The following is a 25,074-nucleotide window of genomic DNA, read 5'->3' as shown; positions in this document are numbered from 1 at the left end:
TTGAGATTTAGCCTTTTACCGCGCCAGAAATGACACCATTGATGATGTAGCGCTGGCACAGCAAATACATAATGACAATTGGGACAATAACCATCATGATGCAGGCAAACATTGGACCCATCTCTACGCGTCCATATCCACCTCTAAAGTACTGAATCAGAATTGGGATAGTTTGGTATTTGGTTCTATCCAGTACGAGGTATGGAAGCAAATAGTCATTCCAGACCCACATGGTTTCGAGAATACCAACAGAAATATACGTTGGCTTCATAATAGGTAAAACAACATGGAAGAATGTCTGAAGTGGGTTGCAACCATCAATAGTTGCAGCTTCCTCAATCTCAAGAGGAATGGTCTTAACAAATCCAGCAAACATGAATACTGCTAATCCAGCGCCAAAGCCCAAGTAAATGAAGCAAATATTGAAAGGAGTATTAAATCCAAGCGTGTTTGCCATATTGGACAGCGTGAACATAAGCATCTGGAAAGGCACTACCATCGAGAAGACAAACAGGTAGTACAAAATGTTGCTAATGCGATTTTTTACACGAACAATAAACCATGCACACATTGAGCAGCAAACCAAGATCAGTGCTACAGATGTGATGGTAATTACTAGAGAATATCCAAAGGCTGCTAAGAAACCTTGCTTCTCTAAAGCGGCAATGTAGTTAGCAAAGCCTGCAGAGTTCTCTGATGTAACAAAATCAAACGCCGTGGATGTAGTAATAGTTGTTTCTTCTTTGAATGAATTCATCAAGATCATAACCATTGGATAAATCCATGCAAGAGAAAGAATGGTAAAGAATACAGCTAAAATTTTGTTAATGACCTTATCGCGCTTCATTATTGCTGCACCTCCCTTGACCTGGTGGCTCGCAGCTGAATCATGACAATACAAATAACTAGAATGCAGAAAATAACAGCTTTAGCCTGGCCGATACCCATCCACTTTGCTCCCTGTCGAGCGTAGAAGGTATTGTAGATATTAAGAGCAAGCATTTCGGTTGCATGCTTAGGCTCACCTGCAGTAAGTGCTAAGTTCTGATCAAATAATTTAAAGCCATTTGTTACCGTCAAGAAAAGACAAATAGTAATGGTAGACATAAGGTTTGGAATTTTTACCTTCCAAAGTGTCTGCCAAGCATTTGCTCCATCAACTCTCGCTGCTTCAAGATAATCACTTGGGATAGACTGCAGGCCAGCAATATAAATGATCATCATGTAACCAACTTGCTGCCAAAGAGTAAGAAGAATCATTCCCCAGAATCCAGCAGTGCTATTAAGCGCAAGAAGCTGCTCGCCCACAATAGAAAGCGCGCAGTTAATCAAAATATTCCAGATGTATCCCAGAACAATGCCGCCAATAAGATTAGGCATAAAAAAGACAGTTCTAAATGAATTGGTACCCTTAAGGTCTTTTCTAGTTAAGGCAAGCGCAATTGCGAGCGCTAATACATTAATAAGAACTGTTGAGACTAATGCAAATAATGCGGTATACCAAAAAGCATTAGCAAACTGTGGGTCAGAGAACGCTGCTACATAGTTATCTAGACCAACTGGTTTAGCATCGCTAATGGTAATAAATTTACAAAACGAAAGATAAAATCCCTGCACAAACGGAATCATAAAGCCAAACAAAAAAGATAGCGCAGTAGGCAGAACAAATAATGGCCACCACCGCTTCAACATCTTAGCCATAGAGATACCCTCCAATAACAAGAGACGAGAAGAGAGATCTCTCTTCTCGTCTCTCACCAATCAAAGCATTACTAGAAGGACTACTATGCGTTAGCCTCTTTTTCAGTCTTCCAACCGTCAACAAATGCAGACTTAACAGCATCCCAGTCCTCTGTTCCTGCTGCATAGCCCTTAAGTGCACTGGAGAGATTGTTCTTCCACTCCTGAGAAGGAATGTAAATGAAGTCCCAAGCCACGGACTCATTGCCCTTCTTTGCATACTCAGCTGCAATATTTGCAAGAGCATTCTTAGTTGCCTTTGCGTTCTTGAATGGAATGGTGAAGCCCATCTCCTCAGCAATTGCAGTGGTAGCTGTATCAGAAGTTACGCACCAATAGATAAAGTCAAGCGTTGCCTTCTGGGAAGCGTCGTCTGCCTTGGAGCTTACGCACCAATAGTTCTCGCCGCCGGAGCACATACCCTGCTTCTCTTCACCCTTAACACCAATATAAATTGGAATCATACCAAGAGCATCGTCACCAAGCTTCTTGATGTCATTGTATGCCCAGGTACCGTTCTGGTAGAAGACTGCGTCGCCGTTAACAAACTCTGCCACAGCGTCATCACCAGTCTTACCAGAAAGCTCTGTTGGGCTGCATGTAGCATTGTTGATATAGAGATCAAAAATCTGCTTGTAGTTAGGGAGATACGTTCCCTTAATTTCCTTAGCCTCAGGCTTACCAGTGTCCTTGAACTCATAATACAGAGGAAGATTTGCAAGGTGTGTAGTAAAACGCCAGTCAGAACTGGAATCAAGGCCAGCGCTGGTAAATGCACCCTTTACGCCAAGCTCTGCTTTGCGAGCCTGAATATCCTCAACGACCTTCTTCAGTGAAGCAAAGTCCTTGATGTCGTCTCCCTTATAGCCAGCCTTCTCAAGCAGCTTCTTGTTGTAGATAATACCGTAGTCTTCCTCTACATAATCAACACCGTAGACAACGCCATCCTCCTGAAGCTTAAGAGCATCATTAGTGAGCTCATCCAGAATCTTGGCGCCCTTAAGGTCAATGCAGTAATCTTTTACGCCAATAAGACCAGAAGGTCCATTTGTCTGGAACAGTGTTGGAGCTACAGAGGCGTCCTTGTTAATCTCAGACTGGAATGTCTGTGCATAGGTATCAGAAGCAGCAGTTACTACCTTTACAGGAACCTTTGTTTCCTCAGTATACTTAGCTGCAAGATCTTTCCACTGCTGATCAGCCTCAGGCTTGAAGTTCAGGAAATAAACTGAACCGTTTGCAGAATCAGACCCTCCCTGCTTTTTGTCGTTATTTCCTCCACAAGCAACAAGACCCAGTGAGCAAAGAGCTGATGCACTTAAGGTGACAAACTGCCTACGATTGATACCGGACATAAGACTCCTCCTTAGAGAGTGCTCCTAACCCTTTGCTAGGTTGCATCTCTTCTCATGATTTTCATAAGCTATGCTTTGATACACGTTCAAAACAATTTTGCTTATGTCTACAAAATAAAAGTATATTAGTATTAACGAGTTGTTTAAACAACTTACTTCTGAGCGGTATGAAATTATCGGTAAATGGTATGAAAGGAATCATTTTATGTAACTTTCATTTTATAAAGCTACTATCTAATCAAGAGCAACTTGAACATGCAACTCCAACCTTCAACAGCACGTTAAGGAAAAAATATGCCAAGCGCACGGTTTAATACGATTTATCATGATTTAAAAAATAAGATCTTAGACGGGACATATGCGTATGAGTCCTATTTACCAACCGAGATGGAGCTTACTAAGATATATTCCTGCTCCAGAAACACCGTTCGACGTGCGCTCACACTTCTGTCCGATGAAGCCTTTCTTCAGCCTATTCACGGTAGGGGCGTACGCGTTATTTGGCAGAAAAAGCCAAGTGAGGTTATTGGCTCATTAGAAGGGCTTGAGTCCTTTCAAGAATATGCCCACAGAAACAATCTTGTACCTGAAACAAATGTCATTGTCTTTGAGCACGTTCCTTGCACAGACAGTATTTCTCATCAAACTGGTTTTAAAGCAGGAGAAGAACTTATCCACATTGTTCGAATCCGTAAACTCGACGGATCTTCTCGCCAGATAGACAACGATTACCTTTTAGCATCTGCCGTTGGAAATCTAACCATTGCTGATGCATCAACGTCTATTTATGCATACCTAGAAAACACGCTTCATATGAAAATTCTAAAGAGCAAAAGAACAATCAGTGTTGAACTGGCAACTGAAGAAGACCAGCAACATTTAGAGCTTGGAGATTTTAACTGCGTTGCAGTGGTGGAAAGCCATTCATTCAACTCAAAAGGCGTTATGTTTGGCTTCACACAAACTCGTAGTCATCCAGAAACGTTCTGCTATAAGGTTATTTCAAAAAGATAATCTGCGGTTAAATGTGCAGAATAAATTTCTTCTCTAGTTTGTGGAAGACGGTATAGCCAATTACGAGGGCAAGAACTGCAGAAACAAGGCAGCCTAAAATGGTGCTTGTTGCAGGAAACTTCTGGAAAAGAAGGCAGTCTCTAATAAATGTTACAAAGTGGAACATTGGATTAAAGCGCTCAATCTGAAGCATCCAAGGTGACATGATGTTAACGGAATAGAAGAGCGGTGTACCATACATCCAGGCAGTGGTTACAACGCTCCACAGGTGGATAACGTCTCTAAAGAAGACTGCAAGGGCCGAGAGAAGCATTGCAAGACCGATGCAAAAACAAGCCAGAAGCAGCAAAGCAACAGGTGTAAGCAATGAATAAATTGTCAGCGGAATGCGGAAGACAAGCATAACAATGCCAACAGCAATGAGCGAGAAAAGATAGTTTACAACCGCAAAAAGCACCTTCTGAACAGGGAAAACAACACGATTGATGCGAACCTTCTTAAGCAAGCTAGATGCATCAATAATTGAACGCATTCCCATAGTGGTTGCATCGTTCATCAGCTGAAACGCTGTGTTACCCAGAATAAGATACAAAGGATAGTTCACAACATCCTCAGCGCGGTTACCTAAAAAAGTAGAAAAGACAACTGCCATAACGGTCATCATCAAAAGAGGGTTCAAAACTGACCACACAACGCCCAAAATGGAACGGCGATATTTGAGTTTGAAGTCTTTACTTACCAGCTGACGCAAAATGAACTGGTCACGCTGATGTGTTGGATACCATGCATCTCGAGCAGAAACAGCAACAAGACTTGCACTATTAGTATTTGCAGAAACTACGTTTGTGTCCTGCGCATTATTAGTTTGTGTTGAAGACTCACTCACGCGCTATCCTTTTCTACCGATTTCTGTATGGTTTATCCTAGCACAGACAGACAAAGCCGTTTAAACTTGAAACGTTGTTGAACTGTTTTCTCCACTATTTTATTTGGATATGTGGTGACAAGACTATTTAGTAACTGCGCGCTCAACAGCAGCGCTTGTAGAAATGGTGCAAAATGTCTCAATCCCCTCTTGGACGCACGCTTATCATTGCTAATCCGGCAGCTCATAGCGGTAAAGGTGCTGCTGGCGCAGAGTTTGCTCGCCACTTTTTAACCAGCTATTCTGCTGCAACGGACGGTTACGAGCTCAAGCTCACCACAGCTATGGGAGACGCTCGTGTCATGGCCGCAAAAGCTGCGGACTTTGACACGGTTGTCGCACTTGGCGGAGATGGCGTCATCCACGAGGTGGTCAACGGCCTCATGACCTTATCGCCAGAGGTTCGTCCAGCGCTTGGCATTATCCCTATGGGTTCGGGAAACGACTATGCACGCACTCTGGGTATGAAAATTAACGACCCCGAAGGCGCGTTTGCACAGCTGGTTCGCGGCAAGGTTAAGCAGCTAGAGATTGGTCGCATCAACGACGTCTACTTCATGGAGACCATGTCGTTTGGACTTGATGCAGCTATTGCAGCCGACACCACAAAGCGCCGCGCGAACAACTCCTCTACCGAGGGCGAGGCGCTCTTCTTAACCTCGGGTCTCAAGTTTATGGCTGCAGGTAGCAAGGGTTACCCTTGCACCGTTTCGTTTGATGGCGAGAAGGACATTGATCTTCAAGCGCTTATCATGGCCTTCCAGATTGGCCCTACGTATGGCGGCGGCTTTAAGGTCTGTCCGCATGCGCAGCCTGACGATGGCCTTCTTACCGTCTGCTACAACACTAAAGTGCCTATCATTCCTCACCTGCTGGCTCTGTTTGGCCTGGCAAGGGCTGGTAAACACGTCAACTCCCGCATCATTGAGGAGCGTCACCTCAAGCAAGCAGTGGTAACTTTCCACAAGCCTGTCCCTATTCAGGTAGACGGAGAAGAGCTTCCCTTTGCAGAACAGTTTGTCATTGAGGTTATTCCCGCTGCACTTTCCGTGATTGTTCCCTAGCGCACAGAGCGACTCCTGCGCCGTAGGTCGCGTTTCGAGGCTCGGGCTTTGCTGATTGCGCATTGCGAGAAGATCGATCTTCTCGCCAAAAGGTTTAACGTTAAAGAAACAGGGGCACCTGCCAGCGCAGATGCCCCTGAATTTGTATCGTGTAAGCTAAGACTTTACGACTAGAACTTAGCGAGCTTCACGCTCAAGCAAAGCCTTAACCTCAGCTGCGGTATCAAGTTCCATGACGCGAGCAGTGAGCTCATCTGCCTCAGCCTTTGTCCAAGCAGCAATGGTCTTACGGGTACGCAGGACAGATGGTGCAGAGACGGAGAACTCGTCCAGACCAAAGGAAAGAAGGACTGGGATGAGCAGTGGATCTGCAGCAGCCTCGCCGCACATACCAACCATGATCTTCTCCTTGTTGCCCTCGCCGATGAGGAACTTGAGAGAACGGAGAACGGATGGCTGGTAGACCTCGTAGAGGTAGGCAACGCGATCATTGCCGCGGTCAGCGCACATGGTGTAACCGATGAGGTCGTTGGTACCAATGGAGAAGAAGTCGCACTCACGAGCCAGCTTATCTGCAATCAGAGATGCAGATGGGGTCTCGATCATGGTGCCGACCTCAATGTCCTTGTTGTAAGCTACGCCCTCAGCGTCAAGCTCACGCTTGCACTCCTCAACAAGAGCCTTAGCCTCACGGACCTCATCAACAGTAGTAACAAGAGGAAGCATAATCTTGATATCGCCAAATGCGGATGCGCGGAGAAGAGCGCGGAGCTGAACCTTGTACTGTTCAGCATTGTTGAGGCAGTAACGGATAGCGCGGAAGCCCATGAATGGGTTCTCCTCAGCCTTCATGTTGAGGTAAGGAATCTCCTTATCGCCACCAACATCAAGGGTGCGGATGATGACAGGCTTATCCTTCATGCGCAGAGCAACCTTCTGGTAAGCAGCAAACTGCTCTTCCTCGCTTGGAAGCTCCTTTGCGTCCATGAACAGGAACTCGGAGCGGAACAGGCCAATGCCCTCAGCGTCAGCGTCAACTGCGCCGTTAGCGTCATCTGGGTTGCCAATGTTAGCAACAAGCAGGACCTGGATGCCGTCAGCAGTTACGGTCTCCTTGCCACGATAAGCCTCAAGAGCGGCCTTCTCTGCAGCATAAGCCTCAGCCCGAGCCTTGTACTCAGCAAGCTCAGTCTCGGAAGGATTGACAACAACCTTACCGTTAGTGCCGTCGACAACAATAGCATTGCCAGTTGCAACCTCAGAAGTGATGTTAGGAACAGAAAGAACTGCAGGAATCTCGAGAGCACGAGCAATGATTGCGGAGTGAGAAGTACGACCACCAGTCTCGGTAACAATACCCGCTACGTGGTCCTTATCGATGTCTGCGGTCATAGAAGGAGTCAGCTCATGGCAGACAATGACGGAGTTCTCTGGAAGTGTGGAGAGGTCAACAACCTCTTTACCAAGAAGGTCAGCGAGAAGACCGGTCTTTACGTCAGCAACGTCTGCAGCGCGCTCACGGAAAAGCTCATCCTCCATACCAAGGAACATGTTGTAGTACATGTCGTATGCGTCACTTACAGCCTGCTCAACGCAGGTACCACCGTCAATTGCGCCGTTAACAGCCTCTTTGATGCCCTCATCCTCTGCAAACTCAATGTGAGCACCCATAATTGCAGCAGCTTCCTCGCCCACCGTCTTGGTCATGCGCTCAATCTGCGCATTTGTCTGTGCGATGAATTTAGTTACGGCCTCTGCGTAACGAGCCTTCTCTGCAGCTGTGTCTTCAACAGTGTGTGGAGTAAAAGTAAGATCTGGATCTACGGCAACCTGAGCAGTACCGATGCCGATTCCATTGGACGCATTGACTCCCTCAAACATACTTGCTCCAATCATTGTCCGCGAAGCGGTGCGTATAGTTCTGCATGACTGCCCAAAAGGACAACAGTCGCAGAGTCAAACCTATCTTTGTACAGAGTAACATTTTTTTGACCTGTTACGTTGTGAGTATCGTTAAATAAATTTCAATAAAAACACTTGGCAAGAGAATCTTTCTTGCCAAGTGTATGTACGTTCACGATAGTCAAAACGCTCAGTATTTCTTACGCGGCGAAAGTGCACCGTCTGAGGGTTTCTCGCCAAAAGAACTACGTGTTCTAGCTGCGATTACTACTCAGAATCTGCAAGCCAAGAAGACTTACCCTCGCGGCTCTCCTCTTTCTTGCGAGCAAGCTGAATCTCTTCTGCGATAGAAGCAGGCATTTCTCGGCCCATCTTCTTGTAGAGAGCAGTGACAACGCGATCAATGGTTGCGCGCTTTGCGATTCCTCGGCTTGCTGCAGTTGCCGTACCGCAAGCAGAAGCGTAGATAAGCGCAGTGTCGTAATCGTAGCCAGCGGTGGTCTTTGCAAGGAAGCCCGCGACCATGGAGTCACCAGCACCGGTTGCGTTAACCAGGCGAATCTTAGCGGTTGGAACAATGTGCTCAGCGCCGTACTCATCCAGAAGCAGAGAACCTGCACCACCACAAGAAACGATAACGTTGCGAGCGCCGCCGTCCTGAAGCTTCTTTGCAAATGGAATGCACTCTTCTGGAGTCTCTGGGTTTGCGCCAAAGATACGGCCGACCTCGTGGTTGTTAGGCTTGATCAGGAATGGTTGAGCCTTAATAGCCTCCATAAGCAGCTGACCAGGAGCGTCAACAACAAACTGAATACCGCGACCAGCAAGCTGAGCCATAAGGCGAGTGTAGATATCCTCTGGAAGCGAGCTTGGAATAGAACCGGTAAGAACCAGGGTGTCACCTGCGCCAACAACATCCATGCGCTCCAGCAGCTCATCAACCTTTTTCTCCGGAATGCGTGGACCATTGCCGTTGACCATAGTCATAACAATGCCGTTAAGCTTGACATTAATGCGGGTAAAGCCTGAATCCAGCTTGACGAAGTTACTTGGAATACCCTGACGCTGAAGATCACTTAGCAGGTATTCACCAGTAAAGCCACCGACAATGCCCATAGCAACGGTGACCTTATCAAGCTCATTTAAGAGCGTGGAGACGTTAATACCATTACCACCGCAGTGCAGCTCTTCTGATGACGAGCTGTTAGTAAAGCCCATGTCCAATGTGTTTGGATGCATGACATAGTCAAGCGCGGGATTAAGCGTCATTGTGTAAATCACGGCGAGTCCTCCGAACTACAATAAAATCATGGAGACTTCAGTATGACGCAATCGCTCTCAACAAACAATTAGAAACTAGCGACTCACAAAAAATAAAAACCCCGACGCATGCCGGGGTTTGAAATTCAAATGGTGGATCGTCAGGGGTTCGAACCCTGGACCTTGGGATTAAGAGTCCCCTGCTCTACCAGCTGAGCTAACGATCCAATTAACGTTTCGAATGGGGTGGGAAAAGGGGCTCGAACCCTCGACCTACGGAGCCACAGTCCGTCGCTCTGCCAACTGAGCTACTCCCACCATTTGGCCACCTCATGAAACGCAGCTAAATCATTATTACAGAATCAGAAAAAGATGCAAGCGAGAAACGCAGTTTTTTCAAACTCTTTTTTGATTTTCTTAGAAATCTGCCGGAGCAACGGGTTTCTCGCCAAACAAAATGCGGAGAAGAACGAGCTTCTCCGCAGGTGATTTCATGCACTATACGAGCAGGTATATGGTGGTATGGCAGTGGTGCGGTGTCAAGAAACCGCAATCAGTCCGCTTAAAGCCGCAGACTGTGTCTAGAAACCGTGAGCCGTAAGTGCTGCATCCAGACGATTCAACGCTTCCTCAATCTCGACGCGAGGGGCTGCCAAATTCCAACGCTTGAAACCCTGGGCAGCCTCGCCAAAGAAGACTCCGTCGGTGAAGAAGAGCTGAGCCTCAAACTGCAACAGGTGGTCAAGCTCTTCTGGGGTAAGGCCAAGGTCTCTGAAGTCGAGCCACTGGAGGTAGGTTCCCGTGATTGGTGCAAGCTTCACCCGAGGGTGCTTGGTGGCGAAGAAGTCCAGGACCAACTTCTGGTTATCGTCAACAGCCTTGATGCATGCGTCAAGCCATGCCCCACCCTTGCTATAAGCCAGCTCACAGGCCTTGAAGCTGATTGGATTGCATGAGGTGGTCTCTCGGGTCTCCAGGCGCTTCTCGAGGCGGCTACGCAGTTCTGGATTGCTCACGATGATGTTGCTGAACTGCGTGCCAGCAAGGTTGAAACTCTTTGAAGCGCTTGTGCACGTAATGGTACGCGCTGCGACTTCATCGGAAATTGTTTCAAAGACGGTATGCGTAGAGCCTGGCATGATGAGGTCGTGGTGGATCTCGTCAGCAACCACAATGAGGTTGTGCTTAACCGCAATCTCTGCGATGCGCGTAAGCTCTTCTTTGGTCCACACGCGACCGCTTGGATTGTGGGGTGAACACAGGATGATCATGGTGTTCTTTGGCTCGGCGGCAAGTTTCTCAAGCAGGTCAAAGTCAATGTCGTAGTGAGGACCCTCTGACAGGACAAGCGGGCACTCTACCAGCGCACGGTTATTCTCCTCAACTGCCATGTAGAACGGATGGTAGACAGGAGTAAACAGGATGACACCCTCGTCTGGCTGGGTGAACTCGGCAACAGATGAAAAGAGCGCAGGCACCACGCCAGACGAATTGAGCAGCCACTCAGGCTTCACATCCCAGTTGTGACGTGTCTTCATCCACTTGCACACAGCCTGCTTCATCTGATTGGTTGGCACGGAATAGCCAAGGATTGCGTCATTGATGTATTCCTTGAGGCCCTCGACAATCTCTGGGGCTGTGTGATACTCCATATCAGCAACAGAAAAAGGTGGAATACCAGGAGCTACATCTGGATTCATGTCGTACATGACGTTCCATTTTCTAGAACCAGTACCAGCGCGATCAACGCGGGATTCAAAATCGTAAGACATAGTGTCTCCATTCACGTAAGCCTGTAATCAGTGTAGCTGCTTTTAGTGTAGCTACTTTTCTTTTCCTTTGTCATTCTTCTGATAAGAAAATCTTTGATGGCACGACGTATTTGCAATCCTTATTGCTATAATGAACGACGCTATATGTCTCCTTAGCTCAGCTGGATAGAGCGTCGGTCTTCTAAACCGCAGGTCGCGCGTTCGAATCGCGCAGGAGGCACCAAAAACTCCAGGTAGATGGCTTGCCGTCTACCTTTTTTGTTAAAATTTTTATCGGCTGCCTCCATTTTGCCTCCAAACTGTATGGCTACTGTAAAAGTAGAATACCTGTTCGAATAAAAGTTTTAACTATTTAGATAGGTGATTTTTGCATAAACAATGGCTGATATGCAGGAAAACTAATCAAGAAATTGATGTATCAAATTAGAGGTGCTGTTTTGGGTAAAAAATCCGTTTAGTTGGAGTTTATTTTTGGACTTCGAAATTTTGTCACTTACGTTTACCCAGCTCAGAAATTTTGTACTAATTTCCACAATTTTGTCCACGTAAAATTGCTGGTAGATGGCTTGCATAGAAACTAAGCATTTTTGGATACTCCAACTAAACGCATTTTTTACCACTTTACCGCCGAATGGCACTCTATCGCTGAAAAATTTGACTCAGACGCACAAAAATACCCGTTCAATTCTACGAAATAGAATCGAACGGGTACTTGGTCAACGAAAATGATGCGAGCGTGGCTGCGCGCCAGATATTACAGCAGGTACTCTGCAATCTGGACAGCGTTTGTTGCGGCACCCTTCCTAATCTGGTCTCCGCAACAGAAGAATGTCAGCGCATGAGTATCTTTATCAGCGGAAAGATCCTCGCGAATACGACCAACATAGATAAGGTCCTGGTCAGAAGTATCAAGAGGCATTGGGTACTGAAGCTCTGCTGGGTTGTCTACAACCTTGATTCCTGGAGCATCCTCAAGAATAGCGCGAGCCTCATCTGGACTCAAAGGACGCTCAAGCTCAACAGTGATGGACTCAGAGTGTGAGCGCATCGTTGGAACTCGGACACAGGTACAGTTAACGCGCAGCTCAGGAAGGTGCATGATCTTGCGACCCTCGTTTTGCATCTTCATTTCCTCGGAAGTGTAGCCAACCTCGTCAAAGCCGCCAATCTGTGGAATCAGGTTAACTGCCAGCTGGTATGCAAAAGGAGCGGTCTCGGTTACTTCCCTACCTGCAACAACGTCAGCCATCTGATTCTTCAGGCTGGTGAGACCAGGAAGACCAGCGCCTGATGCAGCCTGATAGGTAGAAGCAATAATACGCTTTGCACCTGCTGCCTTATGTAAAGGATACAGAGGTACCAAGCCAATAATGGTTGCACAGTTTGGGTTAGAAATGATGCCGTTATGGTTCTTGATATCCTCAGCGTTAATCTCTGGGATTACCAGCGGAACGTTTGGGTCCATTCTAAATGCATGGGAGTTGTCAACGCAGACGCATCCACGCTTGACTGCTTTAGGGAGCAGCTCTTTTGCCTGCTCGTCGCCAGCTGCTCCAAGGACAATATCTACACCCTCAAAAGCCTCTGGTGTTGCTTCGCGAATTACAATCTGCTGGCCAGCAAATTCGATAGTTTTACCAGCGCTTCGAGCGGATGCCAGAAGCACCAGTTCCTTGATAGGAAAATTACACTCTTCAAGGCACTGCATCATCTGGGCACCAACAACGCCGGTAGCACCAAGAATTGCAACGACCTTACCGTTTGGATCAAAAGCCATAGTTACCTCGAAACCATTTCGTCACGAACAAATCCGTTATAAATGACGCCAATTGTGCGATCAAAGTCGGCATTATCGACGCCCACAATAATACTAATCTCTTCTGAGCTCTGCGTAATCATGCGAATGTTGACGCCCGCATTGCCCAACGCGCCAAAGATCTTACCAGAGGTGCCGGAACGCCTAGACATATTACGACCAACAACAGAAACAAGAGCTAAGCGGTCTACCATCGTAATGTCATCAGGCTCAATCTCGCGACGAATATCGCTGATGATGGAATAGACCGTATCCTTTACATCGGAGGCATTTACCACGATACCAAACGAATCAACACCTGTTGGGATGTGCTCGACAGAGACGCCGTAGCGCTCAACAATATTAAGTGCACGGCTAATAACGCCAACCTCGTTGGACATGTGAGCCTTCTTAACGTGAATGGCCAGGAAGTCTTTTTTGCCTGCAATACCAGTGATCAAGTGCTCGTTTGTATCGCCATCAGCGGTCTCTCGAATGACGGTACCTGCATCTTCTGGACGGTTAGTGTTCTTAATCTGGATTGGAATATTTGCCTCGCGAACAGGGAAAATTGCCTCTTCCTGAAGAACGGAAGCGCCCATGTAAGAAAGCTCGCGCATCTCGTCAAAGGTAATACGACCAATAGCGCGTGGATTCTGAACAATGCGAGGATCAGCAGAAAGGAAGCCAGAAACGTCAGTCCAGTTCTCGTACAAGTCAGCGTCTAGGCAGCGAGCGACAATTGCGCCGGTAATATCGCCACCACCGCGCTGGAACAACTTAATTGCACCGTCAACGGTAGCACCGTAGAAGCCAGGCAGCACAAACGAGCCGCTGCGAGCAACAACTTCTTTGAGTCTAGAAGCAGTGCGCTCCATATCAATGGTGCCATCATGATGGAACAGCATAACGTCTGCCGCATCAACGAATGGCAGGCCAAGGTACTCAGCAAGGATCTGGCAGGTGAACCATTCACCCCTACTTACTACATACTCTGGCGAGAAGGACTTAATGTTTGAAGCAAACTTCTCAAACTCCTCGGCGACAGGCCATGCAACTCCCAGTTCATCAGCAATCTCCACAAAGCGAGCCTCGATGTCTGCAAGCAAAGAGGTGCAATCAACGTGATACTCAATGTGGGCATTTACCAGCAGCAAAAGATCCGTAATCTTGTTATCGGTTGAGTGGCGCTTTCCTGCTGCAGACGAAACAATAAAGCGTCTATCAGGGTCAGCTTCAACAATAGCTTTAACTTTTTTGAACTGCTCTGCAGAAGCAACACTTGAGCCGCCAAATTTTGCAATTTTGATCATTTCTAATTCCTCTTTTCAAGTGCAGCCATAAAGGTTGTAGGATCTTGCGAAAGTGCGCTGGTAAGAAGATTACGGGCCTTCTCGGCACTTAGATTTTTAACCAACTGAGCACCCGGCTCCCAGAACGAGCCACCCGGAACATCCGCTTGCGTCCTAAATACGTAATCAGAAACAAGCAGCTCAGGATTATACGAAAGACCTGCCGAGAAGGTCTGCTGACCCCCAGCAGGAGCCGCGGCACAGTCAATAATATCCTGCACGACGGCGTTTGCCGTTGGGTCGCCACCGGCACCTTGACCATAAAACTTGAGCTCGCCAATGGTATTTCCCACGGCAGTTGCAACGTTAAAGTTAGTTGGAACGTTGGCCTCTATGGTTGAGAGCGAAACCGCAACTGGCTCAACAGCTACCGCATACGATGAACCGTCAGAAACACCACGACCAAAGAGCTTGATTGTCATATCGTGACTGCCAAACATGGCAAGATCGCGCTTAGTTAAGTTTCTGATACCAGACATAGGAATCTGGTCTGTGCAGATTACGTCGAAGGCAATAGATGCAGAAATCATAGTCTTAGAGCGAACATCAATGCCGTCGATATCGCTTGACGGGTCTCGCTCGGCGTAACCCAGCTCCTGAGCCTTGCTCAGAACCTCAGCAAAGTCCGTTCCGTCTTTGAGCATGGAATAGACAATGTAGTTGGTGGTGCCGTTCATGATTCCCCAGAACGCAGAAATCTCGTCAATACGACGAACTTTCTGAATTCCTGCTATCCAAGGAATGCCACCGCACACGCATGCTTCGATATTAAAGTTGACGCCCGCTTCAGCGGCAAGTGTCATAAACTCCTCAAAATGAGCAGATACCACGGCTTTATTTGAGGTGACTACATTTTTCTTAGCAGTCAGCGCAGCTTTGATGTACTCATAGGCTGGCGTGAGGCCACCCATGCACTCAACAACGGTATCGAGTGCAGGGTCAGACAAGAGCGCATCAAAATCAGATGTTGCCCGAGGGTCAACGTGCTCTTTACCAGCTCTAACCAAGATGGACGTCAGGTTAACGTCAGAAACGCGCTCATCAAGAATGCGCGCAACTGAAGCACCAACCGTTCCAAATCCAAGTAGGGCAACGTTTTGCATATAACTCCAAATCTAGCAGTCATTTTGCGAGAAAACCGACTGCCTGCAAGGCTAATTGCAGAGCAAGGACAACCGCACGCAAAGGTGACTGCACTGATAACAATCTCATAGACAAAAACTACCAAAAACCTAGACAGAATCTAATTGACAGTTTTTCTCGTCTTCATAATGCTATGAACAATTCTATGTTACAAGCGACATTTACTTCTCACTGTTAAAATAATAGAAACGCAACACGCGAGACGCGCAATTTGCACGCGCACAACACGCGAGGCGCACAACACGCGACACGTTCTAAAGATTGGTGGTTTCATGGCCGTCGCATATCACAGCACAAGAAGCTCTGACCATACCGTTTTGGCCAAACAGGCCATTTTGCAGGGAATTGCTCCCGACGGCGGCCTTTATATCCAAGATTCAATTGGCGAGAAACCCCTCGATCTTGCAAAGGTTTGTGCTCAGGGCTTTAAGGCTACTGCTTTTGACGTGCTTTCTGCTCTGCTGGACGACTACTCTGCTGAAGAGCTGACTCGCTGTATTGAGGGCGCGTATGGCTCTCAGTGGGACACCCAGGCTATCACGCCTGTTTCTGCTATCGGAGAAGACTGGCTGCTTGAGCTCTTCCATGGTCCAACGTCGGCTTTCAAAGACGTTGCGCTTCAGATGCTTCCCCGCCTGATGAGTGTTGCTCGCGAGGACGCGGACGTAGCTGGCGCTGTCGACGCTGAGGGTGCTGCGGGCGCGGTTGCCACCGCCGGCAAGAGCATCATGATTGTGACCGCTACTTCTGGCGACACGGGTAAAGCTGCACTTGAGGGCTTCAAGGATGTTCCCGGTATGGGAATCACCGTCTTTTATCCAGAAGGCAAGGTTTCTGATATTCAACGCCTGCAGATGGTAACTCAAAAAGGCTCTAACGTAGCTGTTTGCGCTGTTAAGGGAAACTTTGACGACGCTCAAAACGCCGCTAAAGCAATCTTTGCCAACAAGGAGTTGGCGCATGAGTTGGCCGGTAAGGGCACCGTACTTTCCAGCGCAAACTCCATCAATATTGGTCGTTTGGCCCCACAGGTAACCTACTACTTTGACGCATATGCCCAGCTTGTTGCCAAGGGCGCCATCACCCAGGGTCAAAAAGTTACTTTCTGCGTGCCAACCGGCAACTTTGGCGACGTCCTCGCAGGTTACTTTGCAAAAGAGATGGGACTTCCTGTTGATCGCCTCATTGTGGCTTCTAACAGCAATAAGGTGCTGACTGATTTCTTGGAAACGGGCATCTACGATCGCAGGCGTGCATTTGAAAAGACTATCTCTCCATCGATGGACATTCTGGTTTCATCAAACCTTGAACGACTCCTCTATCTTGCGTCCGGCAAAGACACCGAGCTTGTCAGTTATCTGATGAACCAGCTGGTAACCAAGGGTATCTACACGGTTCCTGCTCAGGTGATGGACACCATCCGCGAAACCTTTGATGCCGGCTTTGCAACCGACGCTCAGACGCGTGAGACTATCCGTTCTACCTGGGAGAATTGTCGTGTACTGATTGACCCTCACACAGCCGTCGCAAAGCACGTGCTTGACAGGGTTTCTCGCCAGGCGGGTAACGTGCGCGTTTGTCTGTCCACTGCTAGCCCGTATAAGTTTTCGTCCGACGTGCTTGCCGCGCTGGAACACTCGACCGCTGGCCTAGATGACTTTGCGTGCATGCATACGCTCGCCGAAATCACGGGCACTAATCCGCCAATCCAGCTTTCATCGCTGAATGATAACGTTATCATTCATACTGACGTTCGCGAGAAGGAACAGCTTGCTTCGTACGTTTCCGAAGCATGCGGGCGTATTTTTGCTTGTTAGACTCTGAGAAAGCAGGTTCTACATGCTCGACAACACCATCTTGACCGTATCTGTACCTGCTACCTCTGCAAACATTGGCGTCGGCTACGATACGCTGGGTCTTGCGTTTAACCTGCGCGCAAAAATTACGTTTAGGGAATCTCCTACACTCATCATTGACGGCTGCCCCGAGCAGTTCAGAAACGATGACAACCTTGTCTGGACGTCTTATGTTCGAGCCTGCGAAAAGCTGGGCGAAGAGCCCACTCCTAAGCACATCACTATCGATTCGCCTATTCCGCTTTCTGGTGGACTTGGCTCAAGTTCTACCTGCGTAATTGCTGGTATTGCAGCCGCGATGACCGAGTCTCATGGTGGCTGGGATCCTGAGCGTGCGCTCGACTTTGCCTGTCATTTTGAGGGCCATCCCGATAACGTTGCTCCTGCAATTTACGGTGGCCTGACCTCGTCATTTGTTGAGGGTGGGCATACCGTTTGTACTCGAAGGCTGGTAGCGCGCGGTCTCTCTTTTGTTGCAATTGCACCGCCGTACACTGTCAACACCGAGGATGCCCGCAAGGTGGTTCCGCAGAATATTTCTCTTCAGACCGCTGTTTATCAAATGGGTCGTACCGTTGCTGTTACCCATGCACTTGAAACAGGCAATGGAGGTCTTTTGGCAGCTGCCTGCAACGACAAACTCCATGAGCCCTACCGCAAGGAGCTCATTCCTGATTACGAAGAGCTCAAACAGGTAGCTAAGCTTGCTCGTGCTTGCGCCTTTGTTATCTCGGGCTCAGGTTCCACCATGGTTGCCATCTGCGACTCCCCTGTTACAGCTCGCGCTGTTGCCGAGAATGCCAAGCAGGTCAGAGGCGATCTCTGGATTCAGATTCTTGAGCCAGCACTTCTGGGTACCGTCCTTACCTTGGACGACGGCCAGCAACACCACAACACTTTCGACGAGATTTAACGTGACAACTGCGCTCGGTCAATGCGTGTACTAACAAGTACGCCTGCGACAACACGGGTTTCTCGCCAGGTGCGCCTGAAAAGTGTAAAGAATCTGTATTTGAGGCACAGATTCTTTGATGAAATCAGGCAAATCCACAGTTTCTTTTACGTATTTAGGCAAAAGTTACAGATTCTTTGAAGAAATCAGGCGCGTGAAGATAGGCTGCGCCGCGCCAAATTTTGCGAGCCTGAAAACTACATCATGTCTGAGTAAATTTGCTCAGACTTGGCGAGAAAAACAGGCAAATAGCTCAGACATGGTGCGCTTTTCAGGCAAACTGTTCAGACATGACAACAAAACCCGGCTCCTACGTTGTGTGGGAGCCGGGTTAACGTTTAAGGTGCGTTGACGTCAAAGCACATTTGCCATTAGTCGCCGTTATGCGCCGAGGTAAGCCTTGCGTACGTCATCGTCGTGGAGAAGCTCTTGGCCGGTGCCATGCTTAGCAACCTTACCAAGCTCGAGGACGTATGCACGGTCAGCAACCTTAAGTGCCATATTAGCGTTCTGCTCAACAAGCAAAATGGTGGTTCCTGCATCGCCGAGCTGGCGAATAATCTGGAAGATTTCCTCAATCAGAAGAGGAGCCAGACCCATGGAAGGCTCGTCGAGCATCAAAAGCTTTGGCCTGCTCATCAGAGCACGACCCATAGCAAGCATCTGCTGCTCGCCACCAGACAGCGTTCCTGCCAGCTGATTCTTACGCTCGCGAAGACGTGGAAAATGCTCGTAGACCATCTTGACGGTCTTAGCGTTCTGGGAATCGGGCTGCGTATAGCCGCCCATCTCAAGGTTTTCAGCAACACTCATGCGAGAAAACACACGGCGGCCCTCAGGGCACAATGCCAGGCCAGCCTCAACAATCTTGTGAGCGCGCTGGCCTACAAGGTTTTTCTCGTCAAGGGTAATGTTGCCAGAGTCCGGCTTTACTAGACCAGCAATGGTGTTCAGTGTAGTTGATTTACCTGCGCCGTTTGCGCCAATAAGGGTAACGATCTCACCCTCGTGGATGTCAAAAGAAATGCCCTGAACTGCGTGGATTGCACCGTAAGAAACATTAAGATCCTTGACGGATAGCAGGGTTTTTCCAGCGCCAACTGCCTGGATGTTTGTAGTTTCAGCGGCCATTAGCGCACCTCCTGCTTTCCAAGATATGCCTCGATAACGCGAGGGTTGTTCTGAACCTCTTCTGGCGTTCCCTTTGCAATGATGTTGCCGTGGTCAAGAACAGCCAAACCCTCGCAAATGCCCATAACAAACTTCATGTCGTGCTCGATGAGAAGAACAGCAATCTTGAAGTCGTCACGAATCTTAAGGACATTCTCCATAAGCTCGTCAGTCTCTGCTGGATTCATACCTGCAGCTGGCTCGTCAAGCAGCAAAATCTTAGGCTGCGTTGCCAGAGCGCGAAGAATCTCAAGCTTGCGCTGAGCACCATAAGGCAGGTTGCCAGCAAGGGTATTTGCAAGGTTCTCCATACCAAAAATGCGCAGCAGCTCGTGGGCGTTATCGGCGCTCTCTTTCTCCTGCTTCCAGTGAGCTGGAAGACGAAGGACGTCCTCAAAGAAATGAGACGTCATGTGACTGCCCTGACCAACCTGAATGTTCTCCATAACCGTCATGTTGTTGAACAGTCGAATGTTCTGGAAGGTGCGGGCAATACCCATATGATTTGCTTCAACAACGCTTTTACCAGCCAGGTCGTAGCCGTCAATCATTACGGTACCACGGGTTGGCTTGTAGACACAGGTAAGCAAGTTAAAAACAGTTGTTTTACCTGCACCGTTAGGACCAATGATGCCAGAGATCTCGGTAGGACCAAGAGCGATGTTGAAGTCATTAACAGCAGTCAAGCCACCAAAGTCAATGCCCAGGTGCTCGGCCTGAAGAACTGGAATTGCGCCAAGGTCTCGCTCTGGAATGAGGTTAGGAGACTCTTGTCTGATAAGTTTTGTAGTGTGTTTAGTTGCCATCGCTCTTACGCCTCCTTCGAATCAGTTGAGGCTTCTGCCTGCACGTCTACCTGCGTATCCGCCTGCTCGTTTGCCTGAGCGTCTGCCTTCGCGTTGACCGGCACGTCTGTCTGCTCGTCCGAGTCATCCTTGTTCCAAGGGAAATCCTTGTTCATGATGCGCTCAATAATGCGGGACAGCGAGAAGTCATACGAGCCAAACAGACCCTCTGGTCTAAAGATCATAACCAGAATCAGCACGATTGCATAAGCAACCATGCGGTAGTCAGCAAAGGCACGTAGAGCCTCTGGGAGTACGGTCAGGACAGTTGCGGACACAACGGAGCCAAACATAGAGCCCATGCCACCAAGAACAACCATAACTAGAATCTCAACAGACTTCATAAAGCCAAACTTGGCAGGCGCCATGACGCCGATGCAGCCCGCGTAAAGGCCGCCTGCAATACCAGCAAGGAATGCAGAGAAAACAAAGGCAAGGGTCTTGTAATACGTGGTGTTAACGCCTGATGCCTCTGCCGCAATCTCGTTATCGCGGATGGCGAGAATAGCGCGTCCATGTCTAGACTTCATAAGAGTATGAATAGCAAAGATGGCAAGCGAAACAACAATTGCCGTGTTCAGGTAACCCGTATATGCAGGAATACCCGTGAGGCCTGATGCGCCACCAGTAAGCTTGAATCCAAGAGCAGAGTCAATGTTTACCAGGACAACGCGGATAATCTCTGCAAAGCCCAGAGTAATGATGGCCAGGTAATCACCGCGAAGACGAAGTGCTGGAATACCAATAACCACACCCATTAGAGCGGCGCAAATGCCGCCAAACAAAAGACCCACAACAAAAAGAATAACTGCAGGTGTAGAGCCTGAGGCCATGGACTGAGCATCCAGACCAAAGAGTGGCATCATGCGAATGATAAAGATTGCGCAGGCATAACCACCAATGGACATAAAGCCAGCGTGACCCAAAGGAAGCTGTCCCAGATAACCAGTAACAATGTTCAGAGAAACGGTCATCAGAACATACACGCCAATTTGCTCAAAAACAACGGTCTGATAGCGAGAAATAAGGCCCTCTCCTACCAGGAAGTTTCCACCAAAGACAAAGAGTGCAACAAGAATTGCATTGATGGCATAGCGAGCAGGCATAGTAAGCTCACGGCGCTGACCATCTTTTCCACCAAAACCAGTGACAATTACGGGGTTGTGGTTATTATCGCGTGGATACATTTTAGTCATGTGAGCCTCCTTACACTTTCTCGGTAACTGGTCGGCCAAGCAGGCCAGTTGGTTTCACAACAAGAACAAGAATCAAGAGTAAGAAGACTACTGCATCCTGCCAGACAGACAGACCAAAGGCAGCAACAAAGACCTCGGAGAAGCCAACAATAAGGCCGCCAATAACAGCGCCAGGAATGGATCCAATGCCGCCAAGAACTGCTGCAACAAATGCCTTGGTGCCCAGCATGACACCCATGGTAGGAGAAACCTGCTGGTATGCCATGGAGTACAGAATAGCTGCAATGCCTGCCAGAGCGGAACCAACTGCAAAGGTAAAGCTAATAGTGCTATTGACGTTGACGCCCATCAGACGAGCAGCGCCCATATCCTCAGAAACGGCACGCATTGCCTTACCAAGACGAGTCTTCTGAACCAAAAGGGTCAGAACAACGGTTGCCACAATAGTAACAGCAACAGTCAAAAGTGCAGTGCCGGAGAGCGTCGAACCAAATACCTGAACAGTTCCCAGGTCAATGATGCTTGGAACAACCTTAGCGTCAGCACCAAGAAGTAGCTGAACACCATTTTCAAGCAGGTAAGAAACACCAATTGCGGTAATCAGAATAGAAAGCCTTGGAGCTTCTCTGAGTGGTGCATAGGCAACCTTATCAATAAGAACGCCCAGCACAACACAACCAAAAATGGCGAGAAGAACGGCGATTGCAGGATTGAGTCCTAACTGAACAAGCGCAATCCAAGCAACGTAGGAGCCGAACATGATGATGTCACCATGTGCAAAGTTAAGAAGCAAGATGATGCCGTACACCATTGTGTAACCAAGCGCCACCAGTGCGTAAATACTGCCCAATTGAAGTCCATTGAGCACCTGAGTCAAAAACATCTGAGGTTCTCTTTTCTATGAAGGATTGATCGTGTCATAGATGGACTCTTTGCCATCTTTAAAGGTAATAATCAAGGTGGACTTCACTGGGTCACCTGTTCCCTGATATGAAAGGGTTCCAGTAACGCCTTCGACCACACCAGATGCAATAGCGTCAATAATGGCTTTCCTATACTCATTAGAGTTGTAGGTATAACCGCGCTTCTCGGCAACCTCAAGAGCAGAGCAAAGAATCATTGCTGCGTCATAACCCAAAGAACAGAAGTTAGTTGGAGCCTCACCGTATTCCTCGGTATAAGCCTTAACAAAATGCTGAACTTTTTCATCTGGGTTTGAAGCAACAAAGGCAGAGCAATAGAAGCATCCTTCAAGGTCAGCCGCAGAAGCATAGTCCTGCTCGCCGCCAATGATGCCTGCCCAACCATCTGCGCCCATAAAAGGCTTTTTGCAGCCAAGTTGGCGAGCCTGCGTCACAATCTTGCCATTATCCTGGTAATAGTTTGGAGCCAAAATGGCATCAGGATCCAGTCCAATAATGCTGGTAAGCTGGGCGTTAAAGTCAACAGCTCCCGTTGGATAGCCCTGCTGGGATACAACCTCAATGCCCAACTCACGAGCCCTCTGGACAAATGCGTTGTTTACGCCAATCTCGTAATCGCCACCAGAGTTAAAGATAGTTCCTACACGCTGATAGCCTTGCTTTTTAGCAAACTCTGCAAGAACAACGCCCTGGAATGGGTCGGTGACAGTAGCACGGAACATGTTATTGCCGTGAGCAACAACATCTTCTGCTGTTGCAGATGCCGTTACGCAAGGAATGTTGTCAAGAACCGATTTCTGCGCCAGCGCAATGGTTGGCGTTGAGGTAACGTCACCTAGAATTGCGCAGACGTTCTCGTCAAGCAGCTTGTTATAAACAAGAATAGCTTCAGTTGAATCGCCCTTCTCGTCCTCAGCTACAGGGACAATCTGGCGGCCACCAGCTCCACCATTCTTGTTGAATTCCTTGAGGTACAGCAAAATGCCGCTACGCACCGCAAGGCCATACTGGGCAACGTCGCCGGTATACGGTCCCATCACGCCAACGTAAATGGAGTTAGGGTCTTGGTTCTTTGGCGAACAGCCTGCTAGAGCAAACGACCCCGCAATGGTCCCGGCCACCTCCAAAAAGCGTCGTCGCGTTAGCTTATGTGCCATATTCATCTCCTTTTCTCCATAGCGTTGAATATATGACACAACACAATATGGCTGTAGCTCTTAAAAAAGAACTACAGCCAAAAAATGTTATCTAACTTGAAATAATTTTAGAGAAACCGGATGTTTCTACGAGCTCCAGCCTTTCGCGACGGTTGCGCGGTTGTCTTCTGACTACCCGCAGCCGGCCTACGTGTGCTACCTACGCCTCACGTACCAGCGGAAGCTCACCAGCAAAGTGACGAGGCTTGTAAGAGGCCTTGTCTGCGCTGGTCTTCTCGCCAAGATCAAGCGAAGAAATCTTCTTCATCTTGCTGGTACCGCCCTCAATCAGGCGAAGCAGCTCGCGCGTTGGTCTCTCGTCAGCCGCCTGAAGCTCAGCTGCCATCTCACGCTCAACCGCGTCAAAGATGTCCTGAACATGCGATGACGTATCGTTTGTAGCCTTGACCAGCGGCATTGCGGTTGATTGTGCAACCACACCAGCGTAGTTTGGCTCGCGAGAAGGACACATCTGAGCTGCGGCAACCTTGTGAGACGCAGCAGGTTTTGCACCCGACAACTCCACCGAGCTTGCAACTTCAGCCTCAGCAGCAACCTGACCAATGAGCGGCAACTGCACTGGATGATACTTGCGCATCTGCTGCTGATCATGGCGAGCTAGGTGCTCGTCCATTGCAGCCAGTGCAAGCGTCCAATCATCAGCATGCTCAAGCTCGTCAATCGTGCGCTTCTCAGGGAAGACTCCCTGGTCAACGTAAGAAATACGGCTAGAAATATCAGCAGCATGGTTGGTAAAGTCTTCAGGAATAGCCTCGGCACCAATCTCAGCAATACCAAAATCGCGCGTAATGGACTCTTCACCCACAGCCTTAGTCCACCAAGCTGTGCCAACGTCACCAACTGTTCCGTCAGCACGCTCGATAATGGGCAGACCGTCCATAGGATCTTTCCCCAGGCGCTCAAGAAGTACCGCAGCAGCACCCTTTGCACGTGCAACGGTACGCTCGCGCCAGCTCAAAAGCTTGGTGTAGTTCTCTGCAATCTGCGCGTAGTCGTTTGTAGAGTGTGCAGGAGCCTTCTTTGCGCGAACGGGAAGAACGCCCTCTGCGGACGTACTTACAACCTGTGACTTCTTTGCAGGTGACTCGGCAGGCTGAACAGACAGCTTAGCAGACTGAACACGAATGGAACCAGTCATATCCCACTGAGAAGCCCTCATGTGCTTTGGCTTGTACGCAGCAATCGAGCGCCTTGAAGAGTCCAGCGGAATCACAATGCTCTCTTCTGGCGAGAAGTTCGATGCAGCTGAGACCTGCTTTGAAGAGAGAGCCTCATCTGAGCTCTGGAACGTTGCAGCTGACTGGCTCTTTGCTTCTACCTCATCGATTTTCTCGCCACGATTTACCGCACGAGAAACAACCAAGGCAGCGCCAGAAATGACAGCAACCGCAGCAAGTCCCACTCCAATGCCTGTAAAGATTGCACCAAGAGGCGTTTGACGAATTTCATTAGCGGTAAGGGCATACGCAGATGCTGGCTCTGCTACCAGAACCAGTCCACTGAGCAGGCCGGCGACTACTGCCGGATTCCTACCTTCTGTCATACAAACTCCCCCTACAAACGCTAAGAAGATGTATGAAGACACACGCTAAA

At 48.5% G+C, this 25,074-nt stretch carries 20 protein-coding genes and 3 tRNA genes; 5 read left to right on the top strand and 18 right to left on the bottom strand.

Features of this window, described 5'->3' with window-relative positions; translation table 11 throughout:
- Positions 1 to 7: 7 nt before the first annotated feature.
- The 3 genes from HMPREF1493_RS04485 to HMPREF1493_RS04475 all read right to left on the bottom strand — a co-directional run bounded on the left by HMPREF1493_RS04485 (position 8) and on the right by HMPREF1493_RS04475 (position 3,095).
- Positions 8 to 847 (bottom strand): carbohydrate ABC transporter permease, encoded by an 840-nt coding sequence (locus HMPREF1493_RS04485; protein WP_035428121.1) that lies wholly within the window; start codon positions 845 to 847, stop codon positions 8 to 10.
- Complete coding sequence (locus tag HMPREF1493_RS04480) at positions 847 to 1,701, bottom strand: carbohydrate ABC transporter permease (protein WP_035428119.1); 855 nt, start codon at positions 1,699 to 1,701, stop codon at positions 847 to 849. Before HMPREF1493_RS04480 ends, HMPREF1493_RS04485 begins: the two co-directional genes overlap by 1 nt.
- Before the next feature lie 83 nt (positions 1,702 to 1,784).
- A complete protein-coding gene (locus HMPREF1493_RS04475) occupies positions 1,785 to 3,095 on the bottom strand; it encodes an ABC transporter substrate-binding protein (protein ID WP_035428118.1) in 1,311 nt (436 codons plus the stop codon).
- 294 nt (positions 3,096 to 3,389) lie between these two features.
- Here HMPREF1493_RS04475 and HMPREF1493_RS04470 point away from each other — a divergent pair, with 294 nt between their 5' ends.
- Positions 3,390 to 4,109 (top strand): GntR family transcriptional regulator, encoded by a 720-nt coding sequence (locus HMPREF1493_RS04470; RefSeq protein ID WP_035428116.1) that lies wholly within the window; start codon positions 3,390 to 3,392, stop codon positions 4,107 to 4,109.
- 7 nt (positions 4,110 to 4,116) lie between these two features.
- Here HMPREF1493_RS04470 and HMPREF1493_RS04465 read toward each other — a convergent pair whose 3' ends face one another.
- A complete protein-coding gene (locus HMPREF1493_RS04465) occupies positions 4,117 to 4,995 on the bottom strand; it encodes an ABC transporter permease (protein WP_035428115.1) in 879 nt (292 codons plus the stop codon).
- Positions 4,996 to 5,168: 173 nt separating this feature from the next.
- On the opposite strand from HMPREF1493_RS04465, the gene HMPREF1493_RS04460 reads away from it, so the two are divergent.
- Positions 5,169 to 6,098: a diacylglycerol/lipid kinase family protein gene (locus tag HMPREF1493_RS04460; RefSeq protein WP_035428113.1), complete on the top strand. Its 930-nt coding sequence runs from the start codon at positions 5,169 to 5,171 to the stop codon at positions 6,096 to 6,098.
- Between the two features lie 177 nt (positions 6,099 to 6,275).
- Here the strand turns inward: HMPREF1493_RS04460 and ptsP are convergent, their stop codons facing one another.
- From ptsP to HMPREF1493_RS04435, 5 genes are all read right to left on the bottom strand, one after another.
- Positions 6,276 to 7,979, bottom strand: a complete 1,704-nt coding sequence (ptsP, locus tag HMPREF1493_RS04455) for a phosphoenolpyruvate--protein phosphotransferase (protein ID WP_035428112.1) — start codon at positions 7,977 to 7,979, stop codon at positions 6,276 to 6,278.
- 288 nt (positions 7,980 to 8,267) lie between these two features.
- Positions 8,268 to 9,281 carry a 1-phosphofructokinase family hexose kinase gene (locus HMPREF1493_RS04450; protein WP_035428111.1) on the bottom strand — a complete coding sequence of 338 codons (1,014 nt, stop codon included), beginning with the start codon at positions 9,279 to 9,281 and terminating at the stop codon, positions 8,268 to 8,270.
- A gap of 130 nt (positions 9,282 to 9,411) precedes the next feature.
- Positions 9,412 to 9,487, bottom strand: a tRNA-Lys gene (locus HMPREF1493_RS04445).
- A 15-nt stretch (positions 9,488 to 9,502) separates the two neighbouring features.
- Positions 9,503 to 9,578, bottom strand: a tRNA-His gene (locus tag HMPREF1493_RS04440).
- A 263-nt stretch (positions 9,579 to 9,841) separates the two neighbouring features.
- On the bottom strand, positions 9,842 to 11,032 hold the full coding sequence (locus HMPREF1493_RS04435; RefSeq protein ID WP_035428110.1) for a MalY/PatB family protein: 1,191 nt from the start codon (positions 11,030 to 11,032) through the stop codon (positions 9,842 to 9,844).
- Positions 11,033 to 11,178: 146 nt separating this feature from the next.
- Between HMPREF1493_RS04435 and HMPREF1493_RS04430 the strand changes: the two genes are divergently transcribed.
- Positions 11,179 to 11,255, top strand: a tRNA-Arg gene (locus HMPREF1493_RS04430).
- Positions 11,256 to 11,786: 531 nt separating this feature from the next.
- Here the strand turns inward: HMPREF1493_RS04430 and HMPREF1493_RS04425 are convergent.
- From HMPREF1493_RS04425 to HMPREF1493_RS04415, 3 genes are read right to left on the bottom strand one after another with little or no spacing between them, the layout of a single operon-like run.
- Entirely contained in the window at positions 11,787 to 12,809 is a 1,023-nt protein-coding gene (locus tag HMPREF1493_RS04425; protein WP_035428108.1) for an aspartate-semialdehyde dehydrogenase, read from the bottom strand.
- Between the two features lie 2 nt (positions 12,810 to 12,811).
- On the bottom strand, positions 12,812 to 14,140 hold the full coding sequence (locus tag HMPREF1493_RS04420; protein WP_035428107.1) for an aspartate kinase: 1,329 nt from the start codon (positions 14,138 to 14,140) through the stop codon (positions 12,812 to 12,814).
- 2 nt (positions 14,141 to 14,142) lie between these two features.
- The gene (locus tag HMPREF1493_RS04415) at positions 14,143 to 15,282 is read right to left on the bottom strand and encodes a homoserine dehydrogenase (protein WP_035428106.1); all 1,140 of its coding nucleotides are present in this window, start codon (positions 15,280 to 15,282) and stop codon (positions 14,143 to 14,145) included.
- Positions 15,283 to 15,594: 312 nt separating this feature from the next.
- Here HMPREF1493_RS04415 and thrC point away from each other — a divergent pair, with 312 nt between their 5' ends.
- On the top strand, positions 15,595 to 17,139 hold the full coding sequence (gene thrC, locus HMPREF1493_RS04410; protein WP_035428105.1) for a threonine synthase: 1,545 nt from the start codon (positions 15,595 to 15,597) through the stop codon (positions 17,137 to 17,139).
- Positions 17,140 to 17,161: 22 nt separating this feature from the next.
- Positions 17,162 to 18,091 carry a homoserine kinase gene (gene thrB / locus HMPREF1493_RS04405; protein WP_051485267.1) on the top strand — a complete coding sequence of 310 codons (930 nt, stop codon included), beginning with the start codon at positions 17,162 to 17,164 and terminating at the stop codon, positions 18,089 to 18,091.
- 420 nt (positions 18,092 to 18,511) lie between these two features.
- Here the strand turns inward: thrB and HMPREF1493_RS04400 are convergent, their stop codons facing one another.
- The 6 genes from HMPREF1493_RS04400 to HMPREF1493_RS04375 all read right to left on the bottom strand — a co-directional run bounded on the left by HMPREF1493_RS04400 (position 18,512) and on the right by HMPREF1493_RS04375 (position 25,024).
- Positions 18,512 to 19,261: an ABC transporter ATP-binding protein gene (locus HMPREF1493_RS04400; RefSeq protein WP_051485266.1), complete on the bottom strand. Its 750-nt coding sequence runs from the start codon at positions 19,259 to 19,261 to the stop codon at positions 18,512 to 18,514.
- Positions 19,261 to 20,106, bottom strand: a complete 846-nt coding sequence (locus HMPREF1493_RS04395; protein ID WP_035428104.1) for an ABC transporter ATP-binding protein — start codon at positions 20,104 to 20,106, stop codon at positions 19,261 to 19,263. Before HMPREF1493_RS04395 ends, HMPREF1493_RS04400 begins: the two co-directional genes overlap by 1 nt.
- 5 nt (positions 20,107 to 20,111) lie before the next feature.
- Entirely contained in the window at positions 20,112 to 21,341 is a 1,230-nt protein-coding gene (locus HMPREF1493_RS04390) for a branched-chain amino acid ABC transporter permease (protein ID WP_035428103.1), read from the bottom strand.
- 10 nt (positions 21,342 to 21,351) lie between these two features.
- Positions 21,352 to 22,224 carry a branched-chain amino acid ABC transporter permease gene (locus HMPREF1493_RS04385; protein WP_035428101.1) on the bottom strand — a complete coding sequence of 291 codons (873 nt, stop codon included), beginning with the start codon at positions 22,222 to 22,224 and terminating at the stop codon, positions 21,352 to 21,354.
- Positions 22,225 to 22,239: 15 nt separating this feature from the next.
- The gene (locus HMPREF1493_RS04380) at positions 22,240 to 23,421 is read right to left on the bottom strand and encodes an ABC transporter substrate-binding protein (RefSeq protein ID WP_035428100.1); all 1,182 of its coding nucleotides are present in this window, start codon (positions 23,419 to 23,421) and stop codon (positions 22,240 to 22,242) included.
- Between the two features lie 199 nt (positions 23,422 to 23,620).
- Positions 23,621 to 25,024 (bottom strand): hypothetical protein, encoded by a 1,404-nt coding sequence (locus HMPREF1493_RS04375; RefSeq protein ID WP_035428099.1) that lies wholly within the window; start codon positions 25,022 to 25,024, stop codon positions 23,621 to 23,623.
- Between the last annotated feature and the right edge of the window lie 50 nt (positions 25,025 to 25,074).

This window comes from Atopobium sp. ICM42b (genome assembly GCA_000564995.1).
In the GTDB taxonomy this organism is placed as follows: Bacteria; Actinomycetota; Coriobacteriia; order Coriobacteriales; family Atopobiaceae; genus Lancefieldella.
This window is presented reverse-complemented; position numbering and strand designations above follow the sequence as displayed.

Coding starts and splice junctions, on each gene's coding strand:
- HMPREF1493_RS04485 (WP_035428121.1), bottom strand. CDS start 847: ATGAAGCGCGATAAGGTCATTAACAAAATTTTAGCTGTATTCTTTACC.
- HMPREF1493_RS04480 (WP_035428119.1), bottom strand. CDS start 1,701: ATGGCTAAGATGTTGAAGCGGTGGTGGCCATTATTTGTTCTGCCTACT.
- HMPREF1493_RS04475 (WP_035428118.1), bottom strand. CDS start 3,095: ATGTCCGGTATCAATCGTAGGCAGTTTGTCACCTTAAGTGCATCAGCT.
- HMPREF1493_RS04470 (WP_035428116.1), top strand. CDS start 3,390: ATGCCAAGCGCACGGTTTAATACGATTTATCATGATTTAAAAAATAAG.
- HMPREF1493_RS04460 (WP_035428113.1), top strand. CDS start 5,169: ATGTCTCAATCCCCTCTTGGACGCACGCTTATCATTGCTAATCCGGCA.
- ptsP (WP_035428112.1), bottom strand. CDS start 7,979: ATGTTTGAGGGAGTCAATGCGTCCAATGGAATCGGCATCGGTACTGCT.
- HMPREF1493_RS04435 (WP_035428110.1), bottom strand. CDS start 11,032: ATGTCTTACGATTTTGAATCCCGCGTTGATCGCGCTGGTACTGGTTCT.
- HMPREF1493_RS04425 (WP_035428108.1), bottom strand. CDS start 12,809: ATGGCTTTTGATCCAAACGGTAAGGTCGTTGCAATTCTTGGTGCTACC.
- HMPREF1493_RS04420 (WP_035428107.1), bottom strand. CDS start 14,140: ATGATCAAAATTGCAAAATTTGGCGGCTCAAGTGTTGCTTCTGCAGAG.
- HMPREF1493_RS04415 (WP_035428106.1), bottom strand. CDS start 15,282: ATGCAAAACGTTGCCCTACTTGGATTTGGAACGGTTGGTGCTTCAGTT.
- thrC (WP_035428105.1), top strand. CDS start 15,595: ATGGCCGTCGCATATCACAGCACAAGAAGCTCTGACCATACCGTTTTG.
- thrB (WP_051485267.1), top strand. CDS start 17,162: ATGCTCGACAACACCATCTTGACCGTATCTGTACCTGCTACCTCTGCA.
- HMPREF1493_RS04400 (WP_051485266.1), bottom strand. CDS start 19,261: ATGGCCGCTGAAACTACAAACATCCAGGCAGTTGGCGCTGGAAAAACC.
- HMPREF1493_RS04395 (WP_035428104.1), bottom strand. CDS start 20,106: ATGGCAACTAAACACACTACAAAACTTATCAGACAAGAGTCTCCTAAC.
- HMPREF1493_RS04390 (WP_035428103.1), bottom strand. CDS start 21,341: ATGACTAAAATGTATCCACGCGATAATAACCACAACCCCGTAATTGTC.
- HMPREF1493_RS04385 (WP_035428101.1), bottom strand. CDS start 22,224: ATGTTTTTGACTCAGGTGCTCAATGGACTTCAATTGGGCAGTATTTAC.
- HMPREF1493_RS04380 (WP_035428100.1), bottom strand. CDS start 23,421: ATGGCACATAAGCTAACGCGACGACGCTTTTTGGAGGTGGCCGGGACC.
- HMPREF1493_RS04375 (WP_035428099.1), bottom strand. CDS start 25,024: ATGACAGAAGGTAGGAATCCGGCAGTAGTCGCCGGCCTGCTCAGTGGA.